This is a genomic window from Micromonospora sp. NPDC005979 (assembly GCF_040614415.1).
Classification (GTDB): domain Bacteria; phylum Actinomycetota; class Actinomycetes; order Mycobacteriales; family Micromonosporaceae; genus Micromonospora.
In genome coordinates this window covers 320,066-336,969 of record NZ_JBEXUR010000001.1, presented here as the reverse complement: position 1 = coordinate 336,969, position 16,904 = coordinate 320,066, and the positions used below count along the sequence as shown (strand labels likewise).

Annotated in this window: 12 protein-coding genes; 4 read left to right on the top strand and 8 right to left on the bottom strand. The window is 70.7% G+C overall.

Annotated elements, in window-relative coordinates:
• Positions 1 to 5: 5 nt before the first annotated feature.
• From ABZ272_RS01420 to ABZ272_RS01410, 3 genes are all read right to left on the bottom strand, one after another.
• Complete coding sequence (locus ABZ272_RS01420; RefSeq protein ID WP_355047900.1) at positions 6 to 1,346, bottom strand: extracellular solute-binding protein; 1,341 nt, start codon at positions 1,344 to 1,346, stop codon at positions 6 to 8.
• 106 nt (positions 1,347 to 1,452) lie between these two features.
• Positions 1,453 to 3,627: an alpha/beta hydrolase-fold protein gene (locus ABZ272_RS01415; protein ID WP_355047899.1), complete on the bottom strand. Its 2,175-nt coding sequence runs from the start codon at positions 3,625 to 3,627 to the stop codon at positions 1,453 to 1,455.
• Positions 3,628 to 3,718: 91 nt separating this feature from the next.
• Complete coding sequence (locus tag ABZ272_RS01410; protein WP_355047898.1) at positions 3,719 to 4,732, bottom strand: LacI family DNA-binding transcriptional regulator; 1,014 nt, start codon at positions 4,730 to 4,732, stop codon at positions 3,719 to 3,721.
• A gap of 489 nt (positions 4,733 to 5,221) precedes the next feature.
• Here ABZ272_RS01410 and ABZ272_RS01405 point away from each other — a divergent pair, with 489 nt between their 5' ends.
• Positions 5,222 to 6,745 (top strand): alpha-N-arabinofuranosidase, encoded by a 1,524-nt coding sequence (locus ABZ272_RS01405; RefSeq protein ID WP_355047897.1) that lies wholly within the window; start codon positions 5,222 to 5,224, stop codon positions 6,743 to 6,745.
• 242 nt (positions 6,746 to 6,987) lie between these two features.
• Here ABZ272_RS01405 and ABZ272_RS01400 read toward each other — a convergent pair whose 3' ends face one another.
• On the bottom strand, positions 6,988 to 8,505 hold the full coding sequence (locus ABZ272_RS01400; protein ID WP_355047896.1) for an aldehyde dehydrogenase family protein: 1,518 nt from the start codon (positions 8,503 to 8,505) through the stop codon (positions 6,988 to 6,990).
• A complete protein-coding gene (locus tag ABZ272_RS01395; protein ID WP_355047895.1) occupies positions 8,502 to 9,713 on the bottom strand; it encodes a fumarylacetoacetate hydrolase family protein in 1,212 nt (403 codons plus the stop codon). The genes ABZ272_RS01400 and ABZ272_RS01395 overlap by 4 nt, the downstream gene beginning before the upstream one ends.
• Positions 9,714 to 9,847: 134 nt before the next feature.
• Between ABZ272_RS01395 and ABZ272_RS01390 the strand changes: the two genes are divergently transcribed.
• Entirely contained in the window at positions 9,848 to 10,693 is an 846-nt protein-coding gene (locus ABZ272_RS01390) for an IclR family transcriptional regulator (RefSeq protein WP_355047894.1), read from the top strand.
• A 47-nt stretch (positions 10,694 to 10,740) separates the two neighbouring features.
• On the opposite strand, the gene ABZ272_RS01385 is transcribed toward ABZ272_RS01390, so the two are convergent.
• Positions 10,741 to 11,364, bottom strand: coding sequence for a TetR/AcrR family transcriptional regulator (locus ABZ272_RS01385; RefSeq protein ID WP_355047893.1), 624 nt, complete (start codon positions 11,362 to 11,364; stop codon positions 10,741 to 10,743).
• Between the two features lie 89 nt (positions 11,365 to 11,453).
• On the opposite strand from ABZ272_RS01385, the gene ABZ272_RS01380 reads away from it, so the two are divergent.
• A complete protein-coding gene (locus tag ABZ272_RS01380; RefSeq protein ID WP_355047892.1) occupies positions 11,454 to 12,014 on the top strand; it encodes an ester cyclase in 561 nt (186 codons plus the stop codon).
• Between the two features lie 73 nt (positions 12,015 to 12,087).
• On the opposite strand, the gene ABZ272_RS01375 is transcribed toward ABZ272_RS01380, so the two are convergent.
• Positions 12,088 to 12,558: a MarR family transcriptional regulator gene (locus ABZ272_RS01375; protein ID WP_355047891.1), complete on the bottom strand. Its 471-nt coding sequence runs from the start codon at positions 12,556 to 12,558 to the stop codon at positions 12,088 to 12,090.
• An 8-nt stretch (positions 12,559 to 12,566) separates the two neighbouring features.
• Positions 12,567 to 13,814 carry an FAD-dependent monooxygenase gene (locus ABZ272_RS01370; RefSeq protein ID WP_355047890.1) on the bottom strand — a complete coding sequence of 416 codons (1,248 nt, stop codon included), beginning with the start codon at positions 13,812 to 13,814 and terminating at the stop codon, positions 12,567 to 12,569.
• Positions 13,815 to 13,913: 99 nt separating this feature from the next.
• Here ABZ272_RS01370 and ABZ272_RS01365 point away from each other — a divergent pair, with 99 nt between their 5' ends.
• Positions 13,914 to 16,868: an AAA family ATPase gene (locus ABZ272_RS01365; protein WP_355047889.1), complete on the top strand. Its 2,955-nt coding sequence runs from the start codon at positions 13,914 to 13,916 to the stop codon at positions 16,866 to 16,868.
• Positions 16,869 to 16,904 lie beyond the last annotated feature (36 nt).

Sequence of the window (16,904 nt, the reverse complement as noted above, 5' to 3'; positions counted from 1 at the left end):
AGCGGTCACTGAACGGTGAAGCCCTGCTCCTTGGCGTACTTCGCCACGTCGTCCTGGAGCTTGTCGGCCGCCTGCGAGCCGGTGGTCGAGCCCTTGATCACCTCGCTGATCTGCTTCGTCATGGCGTCCAGGTAGTACTGGCCGAAGGGCGCGTAGGACATACCCTTGTAGGCCTCGGCGGCGGGCAGGTAGACCTCTTTGTTGGCCTGCTGCCCGCTGAAGAACGCCACCTTCAGGTCGACGAACGCGGGATCCTTGAGCGCCGTGAGGTTCAGCGGGAAGATGATCTGGTTGGTCCAGCCGTCGGTGAGCGACTCCTTGTCGGCGTAGAGCCCGTAGGCGGCCTTCGCCGCCAGCTCCGGCTTCTTCGCCTGCTTGGTCACCGAGAAGGCCGACCCACCCCAGTTCACCTGCACCGGGTTGGTCGGATCCCACTGCGGCAGTGGCGCGACCGCGAACTTGCCGGTGTCCTGGCCCTTACCGACGCCCGCCCCGGTGAGGTAACCCGGCGCCCACGCCGCCGAGATGTACGTCGCGTAGTTCCCGTTGATCACACCGGAGATGTACTCCGGGGTGAACTGGTCCTGCGTACCGACCAGGCCCTTCTTGGCGAGGCCACCCCAGTAGTCGAGCACGTCCTTGGACGCCTGGTCGTTGAGCTTCACGCCGATCGACTTCGGCTGGGCCGGATCGAAGGTGAAGGGCGACGCGCCCTTCTGGATCTGGAGCGACATCATCACGGCCGGGACGTTCGCGCCGAGGTCCCCGAACAACGGGCCACCGGCGTCCTTCACCTTCTGCGCGGCCTGCTCGTACTCGGCCCAGGTCTTCGGCGGGGTGATCTTGTACTTGTCGAAGATGTCCTTGCGGTAGATCATGCCCATCGGGCCGCCGTCGACCGGGACGCCGTAGACCGCGTCGCCCACCGACACGTCCTTCCAGGCGCCCTCGCCGTAGTTGGCCTTGACCGCGTCGTAGCCGTACTGCTTGATGTCGACGAGCGCGCCCTGGATCTGGAAGGTCGGGATCCGGTCCGCCTCGACCATGATCACGTCGGGAGCCCCGGTGCCCGCCGAGATGGCCGTCTGGAACTTGTCGTACTCGTCGCCGCCCTGACCGACGTTGGTCCAGCAGACCTGCACGTCGTCGTGCAGCTTGTTGAAGTTGTCGACGACGAGCTGGGTGTTGGGGTACCAGCCCCACATCGTCACGACCGGCACGTTCTGCTTGGTGATGGTGTTCGTGCAGTTGCTCGCGTCGCTGCCGCCGTCGTCCGAGGAGCAGGCGACCAGGCCGCTCCCGGCCGCGAGCATGGCCACCGTGGCGAGTATGCGTCTTCTCTTCATTGAGATGGTTCCCTTCGGAAGGTGGCGGTGCACGGACATCCATGCGCCGGCGGCGCCACCGGAGGCGGCGGGACCCCGCTCCCGGCGGCGTCGCCTGGGCAGGCTCCTAGCGCTTGAACAGACGGGGCGCCAGGTCGATGAGGTTCTTCTGCCACACGTCCCAGCCGTGTGGTCCGGGGGTGACCCCGTCGAACTCGTAGCGAATACCGAGGGCGTCCATCGTGGTCAGCGAGGCCATGAAGCTCGGGTACACGAAGTCGGTCTGGTCACCGACGTACAGCCGGAGCATCTTGGTGCCGCTGTTGATGGCCGCGACGTCGACGCCGGTGCCGCTGCCGAAGCCGGCCGAGAAGGCCGCGACGTAGGCGAACTGGCCCGGGTAGGCCTTCAGCACACCGAACGCCTGCCCACCGCCCATCGACAACCCGGCGAGGGCCTGCTGGGAGGGGTCGCTGGAGACGTGGTACCGGGACCGGGCCGTCGGCACGATGTTCTCCAACAGCTCCCGGTTGAAGTTCGACGAGTTGCCGTTGCCCATCACGACGACCATGGGTGTCAGGTCCCCGTCGAGGAACTGGTGGTCGAGGATCTGCTTGGCCCGGCCCATCTCGACCCAGTCCGTGTAGTTCTGCCCGCCACCGTGTTGGAGGTAGAGGACGGGATAGGGCTGTGCCCGTTGCGGGTCGTACCCGGGCGGGGTCCAGACCAGCGCGGTGCGGTCCTGGCCGGCCACCGTGCTGGTGTAGGTCATGCTCTCGACCTTGCCGCCCTGGCCGGCCGGCACGTCGGTCAGCAGTCGGGCTTCCGGGCCCGGGACGAGGAAGGTGCTCCACATCGGTTCCGTGGTCACCTTCGTCGGGTTCGAGACGTCCTTGAACGGCACCCGGTCGACGATCAGCCGGTAGTAGTAGAACCAGGGCTTCAGCGGCCCCACGGTCGCCCGCCACCGGTCGCCGTTCCGCGTCAGCGGCACGCGCAGCCAACTGCCGCCCGGCGCGATGTTGGCCCACACCGTGACGTGTTGGGCGTCCGCGAAGTCGGTGGTGGTCTCGAAGGTGACGAACCCGTCTTCGGTGACGAAGGGCGTCGGGGTGGTGCCGGCCGGCGGAGGCGTGAACTCGCCCTTTAACCGGCCGTGGCCCGGGCTCGGTCCGTGGTCGGCCACGTGCCGGAACAGGCGTGGCACGAAGTCGACGAGGTTCTCCTGCCAGGTGGTCCAGTTCCCGCCGCCGTCCGGGTTGACCCCGTCGAACTCGTACCGGACGTCGGCCCGGTCCAACGCCTTCGTCAGCCGGTAGGTGGTGTTGTACGCCGGGTCGGTCACGTTCCCCGTGTAGAGGCGCAGCAGCTTGAGGTGGTTGAGCGCCGTGGCGTCGCGGCGGTCGATCGTCGGGGCCGACGTGCCCGAGAACCAGCCGACGGAGCCGAACTGACCGGGCGTGCCGACGGCCGCGCGGACCGCCCGGGCCGCGCCGTCGGCGACACCGGCGATCCCCTGGTGCGCCGGATCGCGCAGGACCCGGTAGTTGTCGGCGACCGCCTTGCGGAGATCCTTCAACTCCCGGTCGTCCGTGCTGTCGGCGATCACCACGACCATCGGCTGCATCGCGCCCGCCGCCGAGAGGTTGTCGAGGATCTGCTTCGTGCGACCGAGGTCGAGCCAGTCGGTGGTGGCCACGCCGCCCCCCGACTCCAGGAACAGCGTGGGGTAGCCCTTCGGCTTCCTGGCCGCGTACCCGGGTGGCGTCCAGACCAGGGCCGAGCGCTGCTCGGCGCGGACCCGGTAGGTCAACGTCCCGACCGTGCCGCCGCTGCCGGCGGGCGCGTCGGCCAGCCAGCGCGCCGACTCGCCCGCGACCAGGAAGGTGCTCAGGAGCGGGTCGGACGCCACTCCCGCGTTGTTGGTCGGGTCCTTGATGGTCTTGGTGTCGTCGGCGGTCACCTGGTAGCGGTACAGCCCGGGCGTCAGCGCGCCGAGCACACCGGACCAGACGTCACCACGACGGGTCAGACCAAACTCCGCCCAGGTGGCGGACGGGCCGAAGTTGCCCTCGACGACCACCTGCGAGACGGTGCCGAGGTGCTCCTGGACGTACGCGGCCGGAACGGTGAACGAGGCGTACCGGTCCGGGGAGACGTCCAGCCACGGCGTGTCCGCCGCCACTGCCGGTTGCGGCGCGATCAGGGCCGCCGCCAGGGCGACGACTCCGGCGCTGAACACCGCCGAGAGCCGGCGTACGCCGAGCCGGCGTAGGCGCCCGTGATAAAGTTCGGTTGTCACGCTCCACTCCTTTCCTGTGCCGGCAGCGGATGCGACCCGCTGACCAGCTCAACCCATCGGTGGATCTCGCCGTGCGGTGTCTTCACCTCCTTCAGTCCCTCGCCGGTGCTGCGGTCGAGCCACGGACCACGAGGTTGGTCGGCAGGACTATCTGGTGCGGCTCGTCCCACTCGCCGGTCACCAGCGACTTGAGCATCCGCGCGGCTTCGTACCCGAGCTGGTACATCGACTGGTCCACCGTGGTCAGACCCGGATCGGTCGACGCCGACTCGGGAATGTTGTCGAAGCCGACGACGGACAGGTCCCGCGGGACGGAGAGCCCCAGCTCCCTGGCGACCTCCAGGACCTTGAGGGCCATCCCGTCGCTCGCCGCGAAGATCGCCGACGGGCGGTCCGCCCGTTGCAACAGGGCGCGCGCCAGCGGAACGGCCGACTCGGGATTGAAGTCCCCCCGGCCGATCAACGTCGGGTCGACCGCGACACCGGCGGCGGCGAGAGCCGCCCGGTAGCCCTCCTCCCGGGACCACGCCGAGGCGAGGCTGTCCCGCCCGGCGATGAACCCGACGCGTCGGTGGCCCAGGTCGAGCAGATGCGCGACCGCGGTGGTGGCGCCGGCGAGGTTGTCGGCCATGACCGAGGGCCCCGTCGAGCCCCGCACCGGGTCGATGGCCACAATCGGCGTACGGCTGCGCATCTCACCCCAGGGCGTGACGACGATGCATCCGTCGGTGAGGGTGCCCGACAGGCGGGTCAGGTGCCGCTGCTCCCAGCCCTCGGAGTAGGAGCCGTAGAGGTCGCTGTTGGCGTAGATGATGAGGTCGAAGCCGGAGCGGCTGAGCGCCTTCATGACCCCCTTGAGCACCTCTGCCGTGTACGACTGGAAGCTGTGCGCCACGAGGCCGAGGACGTTGGTGCGGCTGCGACGGAGGCTCGAGGCCACCAGGCTCGACTCGTAGCCGAGCTGTTCGATGGCGGTGCGGACCTGAGCGATCGTGCGGGCGCTGACGCCGTAGTGCCCGTTGACGACGCGCGAAACGGTGGCGGTGGAAACGCCGGCGATCCGGGCGACATCACTCATTGTTACCGGCGCATTGGCTTCGATCATGCCGCTCTCTCTGGACTGCAATCGTTATCGGTTACGTTTCCAGGATGTTGCCAACGTAACCGACCGAGATTGCGAACACAAGACCCATTCATCCCCGCGCGAGCACCGGGAAGCGGGTCCTGACGGGATTGTGCAAGGTGGACTTCCCGGGGTGCAAAGCCGCGCCATTTCGCGCGCGAGATCTACCCGTCGACAACGGAACGGCACTCTCCGTCAAGCGCCATTCCGGAACGCGGTGTTCCCTCCGGGGAGCATGATCGGTAACGTTTACATCGATCGCGAACGTAATCGATGATCATGGCGATGTCCAGAGCTCGCACCGACCCACCACCCCCCGGGTCCCCGGCGCCGCGACACGGATCCCGACGTCGGAGGCCTCCTCCGAGAGGAGCCCGCCCTGAACACCCACCTCGACGCAGCGCCGCCCCCACTCCCCCACCGCGCCGCCTCGCCCGTCCGGCCTCGTCCGAGCCAGCCGGGAGGGCAGTCGTGAACACCGCACGCCTGCTCCTGGACCCGCGGCGACGTGTCGCACCGGTGCCGCGCCGGATCTTCGGCTCGTTCGTGGAGCACCTGGGCCGCTGTGTCTACGGCGGAATCTACGAGCCCGACCACCCGAGCGCCGACGCGGACGGCTTCCGGGGCGACGTCCTCGCGCTCGTCCGCGAGCTCGGCGTCACGACGGTCCGCTACCCGGGCGGCAACTTCGTGTCCTCCTACCGCTGGGAGGACGGCGTCGGCCCGGTCGAGAAACGACCGGCCCGTCTCGACCTCGCCTGGCACAGCCTGGAGACCAACGCCTTCGGGCTGGACGAGTTCATGCGCTGGGTCGGCAAGGCGGACGTCGATCCCATCATGGCGGTGAACCTCGGCACCCGCGGCACCGCCGAGGCCGTCGACCTGCTGGAATACGCCAACCACCGCGCGGGGAGCCACCTCGCCGACCAGCGCCGCGACAACGGCGCCGCCGACCCCTACGGGATCCGGCTGTGGTGCCTGGGCAACGAGATGGACGGCCCCTGGCAGGTGGGCCAGCGGAGCGCGACCGAGTACGGGCGACTCGCGGCGCAGACCGCGAAGGCGATGCGGCGCTTCGATCCCGACCTCGAACTGGTCGCCTGTGGCTCGTCCCATCTCGGCATGCCGACCTTCGGGAGCTGGGAGCGCGACGTGCTGACCGAGGCGTACGACGACGTCGACCTGATCTCGCTGCACGCCTACTACCAGCCGGTCGACGACGACCTGCCCAGCTTCCTCGCCTCGGCCGAGGACATGGACAGGTACATCGACGCCGTCACGGCCATCGCGGACTCGGTGGGCGCGATCCGCCGGTCCACCCGGAAGATCATGATCGCGTTCGACGAGTGGAACGTGTGGTACCAGTCGGCGGCGCCGTCCACGCCGCCCAGCGGCGAGGACTGGCCGGTCGCGCCGCCGCTGCTGGAGGACCACTACAGCGTGGCAGACGCCGTCGTCGTCGGTGGCCTGCTCATCAGCCTGCTGCGACACAGCGACCGGGTGACCGCGGCGTGCCAGGCCCAACTGGTCAACGTCATCGCGCCGATCATGACCGAACCGGGAGGCCCGGCATGGCGGCAGACCATCTTCCACCCGTTCGCCCGCACGGCCCGGCACGCCCGGGGCGTCGTGCTTGACGTACTGCGGGACGGCAGCACCACGACCACCGACCGCTACGGCGTCATCGACGCGGTCGACGCGGTCTCCACCTGGGACGACAGCGCCGCGGAGATGACCGTGTTCCTCGTCAACCGGGTCGTCGACACCCCGGCCGAGGTGACCGTCGACCTCGCCGGCGCCCAGGTGGGCGAGATCGTCGAATGCGTCACCGTGGGTGGCGCCGACCTCGATGCCAAGAACACCGCCGACGGCCCGGACCACGCCGAACCGCGCCCCAACGACACGGTCCAGGCGAGCGACCTCGGCGTCCGCCTGACTCTCGCGCCCGCGTCGTGGACCATGCTGCGGCTGCGCGTCACCGACGTGACCCCGTAGGACACCCCGGCCGCGCACCCCCGGCTCCACCCCGGGGGCGCGCGGCCGGGGCTTCCCCACCACAGGGAGTACGGAGAATCGTGTCGACGGTTCGGCCAGGACCGACACAATCGCGCCCGAGGAAAACGTGGTGAGCGCCGGTCGAATTGGCGCGCGGGTTCCCGGTCCGCTCATTTCCGCAAAAGAATCCACGCGTCAGCGGCGGGTGCCGCCAGAATGCACCCGAGAGACCGTCGACGCAATTATTCGACCGCTGGCGTCAACCTCCCGTCGATCCGCCGCACAATCGCGGTGTACTCGTCGCGCAACTCCTCGGGAAGCACCCACGCCGGCGCGTCCTGCCATGCCAGCGGCCGGAGAAACCGTCGGATCGACGTCGCGCCCACCGACGTGTGCACGGCGTTCGTCGACGGCCAGGGCCCACCGTGGTGCTGGGCCCAGGACACCCGGACACCGGTGGGATAGCCGTCGAAGACGATGCGACCCGCGCGGGCGGAGAGCACGTCGACCAACCCACGGACCACGTGGGCGTCGTCCTGCGGGCCACGGTGGACGGAGCCGGTCAGCGACGGGGGGACGGCGTGCAACGCGGCGTCGAGGTCGGCGGTGTCGTCGTACCGGACCACGATCATGAGCGGCCCGAAACACTCGTCGGCGATCTCGGCGGTCAGCTTCGGCAGGTCGACCTCCAGCAGCCTCGGCGCGACGGCGAAGCCCGCGCCGGGCTCGACCCGCGGCTGCGCCGAGACCCGGGCACCGGCCCGCTCGAACTCGGCTGCCCGGGCCTCGTACGCGTCCCGGATGCGCTCGTTGAGCAGGATCGCGCCGCCCGAGCCGGCGACCCTCTCGCGCAGACCGTCGACGAGCTGGTCACCGCCCCGGCCGGCCGGCACGAACGCGAGGCCCGGCTTGGTGCAGAGCTGGCCACCGGAGGCGGTGAAGGAGGCGAACAGGCCCTCGGCGATCCCCTCGGCCCGGTCGGCGGCCGCGCCAGGCAGCACGACGATCGGGTTCACGCTGCCCAGTTCGGCGTAGAGGGGAATGGGATCGGGTCGCTCGTCGATGGCCGCCTGGATGGCACGGGCGGCGTTGACCGAGCCCGTGAGGGCGGCCGCACGGATCCCGCTGTGCCGCACCAGCCAGCGGCCGGCCTGCTCCCCGTACACGACCCCGATGACGCCATCGGGCCCGCCGAGGTCGCGCACGGCCGCCTCGATCGCGGCGGCGGACGCGTGCGAGGTCAGCGGATGGGACGGGTGGGCCTTCAGGACCGTGGGGCAGCCGGCGGCGAGCGCGGCGGCCGTGTCACCGCCCGCGACCGAGAAGGCGAACGGGAAGTTGCTGGCGCCGAAGACGGCCACCGGCCCGAGGGGTACGAGCATCCGCCGCACGTCCGGGCCGGGCCCGAGCGGCGTGTCGGCGGCGTGGTCGATGGCGGCCTCGACGTACGCCCCGTCGCGGAGCACGTCGCCGAACATCTGGAACTGGACCGCGGCCCGGGTGAGTTCCGAGTCCAGCCGCGCGTGGGCCAGCCCGGTCTCAGTCTCGGCGGCCGCGACCAGGTCGGCCCGGCGGGCCTGGAGGGAGGCGGCGATCGCGTCCAGCAGCTCCGCCCTGCCGTGCCTGCCCAGGTCGGCCAACCAGCGCGCCGCCCGGGACGCCTGGCCGACGATCACGTCCACCCCTGACTCGTCGGTCTCGGTGAGATCCGTCGCGCGGCGCTGGCCGTCGCGCGGATCGACCGTGCTGACCACGTTCACAGCAGTCCTCTCCTTGCCAGGTTGCCCATCAGGTCACGGATGCCGAAGTGCCAGGGCTCGCACTCCTGGGCGTGCCGCACCTGGTTGACCAGGGTGCCGAGTGCCGGGCAGCTGATCCGTACCACGTCGTCGACCTTGTGGGTGAAGCCCTCACCGGGGCTGCCCCGGTCCTGGATGGGCGCGAACATGGTGCCGAGCATCAGCGCGGCGCCGTCGGGGTAGTGGTGGTGCGGGCCGATGAGCTGCCGCACCAGGTCCTCCGGGTCGCGCGACATGTGCGTCATCTCCGACACCGCCTCCAGCCCGAAGCCGTCCACGCCGCGGACTTCCAAGCGGACCGCGAGTTCGCGCACCCGTTCCATGCCGAACCGGTCGTCGAAGAGCCGGATCAGGGGGCCGAGGGCGCAGGAGGCGTTGTTGTCCTTCGCCAGGGGAAGCAACAGCGCGGACCGGCCCTCGATGTCGCGCAGGTTCACGTCGTTGCCCAGGGTCGCGCCGACGATCCGGCCGCTGGACTGGACGATGAGCGTGATCTCGGGTTCCGGGTTGTTCCAGGTGGACGCGGCGAGCACGCCGACGTCGACGCCGGTGCCGACGGCGGAGAGGATCTGGCCCTTGGTGAAGATCTCGGCGTCCGGACCGATCCCCACCTCCAGGTACTGGCTCCACATACCCTCGGCGACCAGCAGGCCCTTGAGCCGGTCCGCCTCGGCCGAGCCGGGTTCCAGGTGGTGCAGGTCGACGCCGATGTCGGCGAACATCCGTCGCCGGATGTCCGCCGCGAGCGCCAGGTCGCCGCGGGCCCGCTCCTCGATGACGCGTTCGATCATCGAGATGGGGAAGGTCACCCCGGCGGCCTTGAGCGCGTGGAGGTCGACCGGGGCCAGCAGCCAGGGCCGGTCGCGGTCGCGGGTCGTGACCGCCGTGTTGGCCAGGATCTCCCCGAAGTCCCCCACCCGCGCGCCGTCGAGCCCGACCACGGTCGCGGCGGGGTCGGGCAGCTCGCAGATGTCCCGGACGGTCGCGAACCGGTGGCTCAGGTCGATGACCTCACCGTCGCGGACGACCACGGGTGTGGGGCCGCCGACGGACGGATCCCAGATCCGGCCGATCAGGACGCTGCCCGCGTCGTCCGGCAACGCCTCGGCGGCGGTGCCGACCCAGTCCTCGCGTCGGGGTTCGCCGGTGATCCCGGAACGCGAGGGCACGTCGGTCGCCGTCAATTCGTCGCCCCGGCGAGGCCGATCCGAGCGCACCGCTTACCCATCGTCGCTCCAGCGTTACAAGTCGGAGTCAAGCTCATAAATTGCAACGATCGTAGCGACATGTGCAACGTTGTCAAGTGGCGATTGCGCATTGCGTCATCTACATTGCACATGATGCAACGATAGCGGCGATGCCGCGCCGTGCGAGGGGAGACAGAGCCGTGGCGCAATCGATCCGCCGCGCGATCGACCTCATCCGTCGATCGGCCGAACGTCCACTGTCCCTGACGGAGGCCGCGGACGTGCTCGGCGTGCACAAGTCGACCGCCCTACGGATACTGCACACCCTGGAGTCCGCGCGCTTCGTCCGCCGCACCGGCGCGGGCGCCTACGTGCTCGGCAGCGGGCTGATCGAGCTGGCGGACCTCGCGCTCGGCTCGATGGACCTGCGCCAGCCGGCCGCCGCGCACCTGCGTGCGCTACAACGCGAGACCGGCCACACCGTGCACCTCGCGCAGCTGACCGGTGACGAGATCATCTATATCGACAAGGTGGACAGCCCCGCGTTCGACGCCGTCAAGCTCCCGTCACGGGTCGGGCGCGCGGTGTCGATCTACGCGAGCGCCGTGGGCAAGACGATCCTGGCGTACCTGCCCCTCGATGATCGCGAGCGGCTGCTGTCGCACGTCGTCTTCGAGAGGTTCACCGACACCACCTTCGCCGACCGCGGCGCGCTCGACGCCGAACTCGCCGACATCCAGGAACGCGGCTGGGCCGTGGACAACGGTGAGCACGACACCTACGTGATGTGCGTGGCCGCACCGATCAGGGATTCCCGAGGGCAGGTCATCGCCGCCGCCTCGATCACGGCGATCGAGGTCATCGCGAGCCTCGACGAGCTGAAGGGCAATCTGCCGCTGCTCCTGGAGACCGCCAACCAGATCTCGTACGAGATCGGCTACCCGCGGCCCTCCGCGACCTGACCGCGCCCCGCCGTCCGGTGTCGCCCCTGCGGAGGCGGCGGCCCACCTCAGGGTAGGTCGCCGAGCGTGGACCGGACCTCCGCGGCGAAGAGGCCCGCCGGGTCGAACGGCATGCCGGTGAAGTGCCCGGCGACCTCCAGGCTGATCACCCCGTGCACGCGGGTCCAGAAGGTCAGCGATCGGTGCATCGACTGATCGTCACTCCCGTACGAGAAGGCATCTCGCACGGGGGCGAAGATGCGGCGGGCGAGTTCGGTGGCCTCGGCCGGAGCGGCGTAGCCCGGCACCGGCGTGCCGTACAGCAGCAGGTAGCGGTGCGGATCGCGCCGGGCCCAGTCACGGATCACCGTCGCGATCGCGGTCAGCCGGTCGCGTGGGGTCCCGCCGGCTCCGGCGGCGACCTCGACCACCTGTGCCAGGTCGCGGTAGGCGGCAAGGATCAGCTCGGTGAGCAGGTCGTCGCGACTGGCGAAGTACCGGTAGAGAGCCGGTGCGGTGATCCCCATCTGCTTGGCGATGGCCTTGAGCGACAGCCCCGCCGCGCCAGCCTCGGCGAGTTGCTTCCACGCGTGTGCGCGTACCTCGTCCTGGACCTGCCGCCGATAGCGCTCGCGCGGCCCGACGAGCGACTCCGCCGACTGCTCACCGGCCGTACCGGCCTGGTCCGCCATGTCATACCTCCCCCTCGCGTTGACATCAGATTACTTCAGTTATACGGTGTAACGGAAGCGAACGAGTGTTACCCACCTGAGGAGTCATCGTGAAGCATCTCCGCGCAGCCACCATCGCCACCCTCCTGATCGGCGGTTCCGCGCTCGCCAGCGCCGTACCCGCCTCGGCCGGCGGCAAGGCCTTCGCCCACCAGCAGCCCGACGAGCACGGCAGCGCCGGTCAGGCGCAGCAGGTGACCCGCGCCTGGGTTCAGCTCTGGAACGGCGACTACACGCTGGCCGAGCGCATCATCTCCCCGGACGTCCGGGTCCGGGCCGCGCTGCTCGACGGCGGCGACGGCAGCGCCGTCAAGGGTCCGCGCGGCATGGCCGACCTGGTCGGCCAGATCCGGTCCGCCTTCCCCGACCTGCACTTCACCGTCGAGGTCGGCCCGATCATCGACGGTGACCACGTGGTCGTGCGATGGGTCGCCAACGGCACGTACGGCGGAGGCTTCCCGGGCGCGACCGCCGCGCCCGGCACCCCGGTCCGCTTCACCGGCACGGACACGCTGCGCATCAGGCGTGGCCTCATCACCGACTACTGGCTCAACGCCGACACTCTGCTGCTCGTCACGCAACTCAAGGTCACGGCGTCCACCGAGCAGTAGGCCACCGGTGCTCATGCGTTCGGCGGGACGAGCACGGTGCGCGCTGCGATCAACCGCAACGCGCACCGTGGCGTCAGGGCAGGCGGCGGAGGTGGTCCAACTCGGCGAGGTACATCGCCTGCATCCGGTCGTAGTGCCGGACCAGCAGCGTGACCTCCTCGACGCTGTAGCCCTCGACGAGCCGTTCGGCCCCCTCGGCGAACCGCTCGTACGGCCGCGTCAGCTCGGCCACCCGCTCCGGGCGCAGGGTGACGATCACCCGCCGTCGATCCGCCGGGTCACGCTCGGCCGTCACGTAACCCGCCTGCTGGAGCCGGCGCAGCATGCTGGTCACCGCCCCGGTGGTGAGGTTGGTCCGCTCGGCGACCTGCCCCGCGGTAGCCGACCCGACGTCCGCCAGGTGGTCCAGACACTCCAGGTCAGTCACGGTCAGGCCCAGCCGATCCGCGATGGCGTACCGGAACACCATGGAGAGTCGGGACATCTCCCGCCCGGCGCGCATGAGGTCGGCGATCGCGGACGCACGGGCCGGCACCTGGGACATGCCCGCAATCATGCCTCCGGCACGGTCACCCGGTGCAGCCGAGGTAACAGGCGGGTCAACACCCAGTGTGGTGCGGTCGCGCCCCCGGTGAGACGGCGCATCAGCCGGCCAGCGCTGTCGACGGCGCGGAAGGCGTAGGGCACCATCTCGTCCTGGTAGGCGGCGATCGCCTCCTCCACCGCCCGACCGGTCGCCCGGGCCTCGAGCAGCCTGCGGCCGAGCAGGGCCGCGTCGCGGAGCGCGGTGTTACCGCCGTGGGCGCCGAACGGCGGCATGACGTGTACGGCGTCGCCCATCATCGTCGCCCGGGGCACCGCCCACCGCTGTGGGCGTCGGCCGGTGGCGAAGAGGTTGAGCACAGTGGCATCCAACTCGGCCGTGGCGACCAGCCGTCGGATGAGTGGGTGGAAGCCCGTGCTCATTCCGGCGACCAGTCGCCAGAGCGCCAGCAGGTCGCCGCGGACGCCGACGGGCACCTCCTCCCGGGGTAGCAGCAGTCCCCACATCACGTAGTCGTCGCCGGTGGGCGCGTAGCTGCCCGGGGCCAGCCGCGCGAACGCCTCCCGTGGCCGCTCGCCGAACCGCATGGAGGTGAAGAAGAAGGCGAGGCCGGGTCGATCGGCGATGGCCAGGACGCCGCTGTCGCGCAGCGCGTCCGGGATCATGCTCTCCCCGTTGCGGCGCAGGGGTGACCGGCCGTAGATGCCCGCCATCGGCGCGCTCGCCGGGGCCGCGTCGGGCATGAGCTGCGCCCGCAGCGCCGAGCCCACGCCGTCCGCGCCCACGACGACCGTCGCCGCGACGGCCCCGCCGTCGGAGAACCGAAGGCGCAGCCCGGCCGGGCCGCCGCTGTCCACCGCGACGGCCTCCTTGCCGTAGTGGATCCGCCCGTCGAGCCCGGTCTGCAGGATCGAGCGCAGCGTCAACCGATCGACCTGGCGGGTCGCGTACGGCTCGTCCTTGAAGGCGATGGCGAACGCGTCCCGGAGTCGACTGTCGGTGAAGCGGAGGTGTCCGCCGGGCTCGTCGCCGGTGGCCAGCGCCAGGTTGTACAGCGGGCGGGGCAGGCTCTCGCGCAACGCCGCCAACCCGTACCGGTCGAGGATGATCCGGTAGCCCTGTCGCCGGACGAAGGGGCCGGGATCCCGCTCGTAGACGTGCGCGTCGATGCCCGCTCGCGTCAGGTACTGGGCGAGGCAGAGACCGGAGAGGCCGCCGCCGGCGATAGCTACCGAGAAGTCCGTCGATATGCCCATGCGATTATCTTAATGACTAAGATGATTTGCGCAAGGTCGCCCGGGACCACCGGCGGCGATGGTCTTGTGTCCACGCACCGAAAAGCGAGATCATCACGCATGCTCGACCCCGCAAACGAGGACGACGGGACCGCACCAACCGTCTCCACCCCGCGCTTCGTGGGTCGTGACCGCGAGCTGGCGGCACTCCGGGGCGCCCTGGCCCGGCCACCGGCGATCGTGCTGGTGGAGGGCGAGGCGGGCATCGGCAAGAGCCGGCTGCTACGCGAGTGGCACTCCGCCCCGGCCCGGCGCACCGCCCTGGTGTCGGTGTGCCCACCGCTGCGCGAGTCGCTCACGTTGGGGCCGATCGTCGACGCGTTCCGGGGGATCGACAGTCCGGTGTCGCAGCTGCGGCTCACCGCGCTCGCGGGCGCGCTCCGGCCCCTGTTCCCCGAATGGTCCGCGAGCCTGCCGCCCGCGCTGCCGCCCCTGGAGGACGCGAAGGCGGCCCGGCATCGACTGTTCCGTGCCCTGGACGAGCTGCTGCGGGCGCTGCGGGTCGACGTCCTCGTCCTCGAGGACGCGCACTGGGCCGACGAGGTGACGCTGGAGTTCCTGCTCTTCGTCATCTCCCGACAGCACTCGGACGGTCCGAGCCTCGTCATCTCCTACCGGCCCGAGGAGGTCGGCGACGGATCGCTGCTGCTGCGGCTGACGTCCCGCCTGCCCGCTGGCGTGACGCAGCTGAGGATCGCCCTCGCGCCCATGCGACCCGACGACACGGCGGCGCTGGTCTCCTCCATGCTGGACGGCAATCCGATCTCGCAGGAGTTCACGACGTTCATGCACGAACGGACCGGCGGCGTCCCGCTGGCGCTGGAAGAGTCGGTCCGTCTCATGTGCGATCGGGCCGATCTCGTCTTCCGTGACGGCCATTGGGTCCGGCTGAAGTTGCGCGAGCTACAGGTGCCACCGACGGTGCGCGACTCCACCCGGGAGCGGGTGAGCCGCCTGTCGCCCACGGCGCAGCAGGCGTTGCGCGCCGCGGCGACGTTGGCGGAACGGTCCTCCGCCGCGACGATCGCGATGACCGCGGGCCTGTCGCCGATCGAGTGCCGGGCCGCCATCGCGGAAGCGGCCAGCGCCGGTGTCCTGGACGGAGACGACCGCGGCAGGTGGCGCTTCCGGCATGTGCTGGCCGCCACCGCGGTCTACGAGTCGATCCCGCTGACCGACCGCAGACACGTCCACCTGCTGGCCGGGCGCGCCCTGGAGCACCTCCACCCACCGCCCGTGGCGCGCCTCGCCCACCACTTCCGAGAGGCCGGCGAGACCTCGTCCTGGGCGCGGTACGCCGAACAGGGCGCCGAGTTGGCGATCGCCTCCGGCGACCACACCAAGGCGGTCGACATGCTTGTCGACCTGCTTTCGTGGGCCGTGCTGCCGCCGGTGGACCGGGCGCGGGTCGCCCGCATCGCCGGAGTCGCCGCCCTGGGCCGCCGGGAAGAGGTCGACCAGGTCCACCACCGGGTGATCCGTACCCTGCGCTCGGTGCTGGAGACCCCCGGCCTCTCCGCACGGCAACAGGCCGAGATCCGTAACCCCCTGGGTCGGCTTCTCATCACCGGGGGTGAGGCGCAGGCCGCCCTTCGCGAGCTGGAGCAGGCGGTCGCCAACCTCGACCACGACCCGGTCGAGGCGGCTCGGGCGATGACCTACCTCGGCTGGGCCTACGCGGGACCGTGGCCGGCGTCCACCCACCGGCGATGGCTCGATCGCGCCGCCGACCTCACCGCCCAGATCGACTCCCCCGCCGAGAGGCTGAACCTGGCCGGGAACCGCGCCGCGGCGTTGCTCATGCTGGGCGAGGAGGAGGCCTGGGAGGTCGTCGCCGACCTGCCCGTCGGTGGCACGACCTCGGCAGAGCGTCTCGACGTGGCCCGCATCCACACGAATGTCGGCACCGGCGCGCTGATCTGGGGTCGGTACGCCGACGCCGAGGAACACCTCGACGTGGCCATGAGCCTCGCCGAGGTCGAGCAGGCGTCCCGGTTGCAGCACAACGTCCGACTCGAACAGGCCAACCTGGCGTGGCTCACCGGTCGGTGGGACGGCCTCACGGAGGCGAGCGCGGCACTCGCCGACGCCGACCGGGACCGGCCGGCACACTACCTGGGCAGCATTCGCCTCGCCGCCCGCCTGGCGGCCGCAGCCGGACGGCGGCGGGTCGCGGAGGAGCAGTTCCGGCTCGTCCTCGAGGAGTCCGCCCGTCTCGGCGCGGCCGACGACACGATGGAGGCCGCCGCGGCGTTGGCCAGGCTGTGGCTGACGGACGGCAACAGCGGCCGGGCCCTGCGGATCACGAACGAGCCGATGGAGACCGTCCGGCGAAAGGGCGTCTGGGTCTGGGCGACGGACCTCGTCCCCGCCCGGATCGAGGCGCACCTCGCCGCCGGCGACCTGACGGCCGCGACCCGCCTGGCCGACCAGTTCGCCAGAGGACTGCGGGGCCGTACGGCGCCCGCGCCGCGCGCCGCGCTCGCCGTGTGTCGTGCCCTGCTGCTCGCCGCGACCGGGGACCACGCCCGCGCGGCGACGACGTACGACCGCGCGGCGCGTGCCTGGAGCGCGTTGCCGCGCCCGTACGACGCGATGCGCGCCCGCGAGCGCCAAGCCGAGGCGATCATCGCGCAGGGCCGGACCGAGCAGGGCGGCGAGCTGCTGGCGGCACAGTACGAGCGACTGTTCCGGCTCGGCGCCCGCGGCGACGCGGACCGTGTCGCGCAGCGGCTTCGCGAACATGGCGCCGAGGTCCCGCGACTGTGGCGCGGCGGCCGACGCGGGTATGGGGACCAGCTCTCCCCCCGCGAGCTCGACGTGGTCCAACTGGTCGTCGCCGGCAAGACGAATCGGGAGATCAGCCGGATCCTGGCCAAGTCGCCGGCCACGGTGGACCAGCAGCTACGCGCGGCGATGCGCAAGCTGAAGGTGAGCAGCCGGACCGCGCTCGCGGTCAAGGCGGTGGAGGCCGGTGTGTTCGCCGAGGACGAATCCCTCGACAACGCATCGTGAATTTTGACGTATCCGCCGGATAGCTAAGGCCACCCG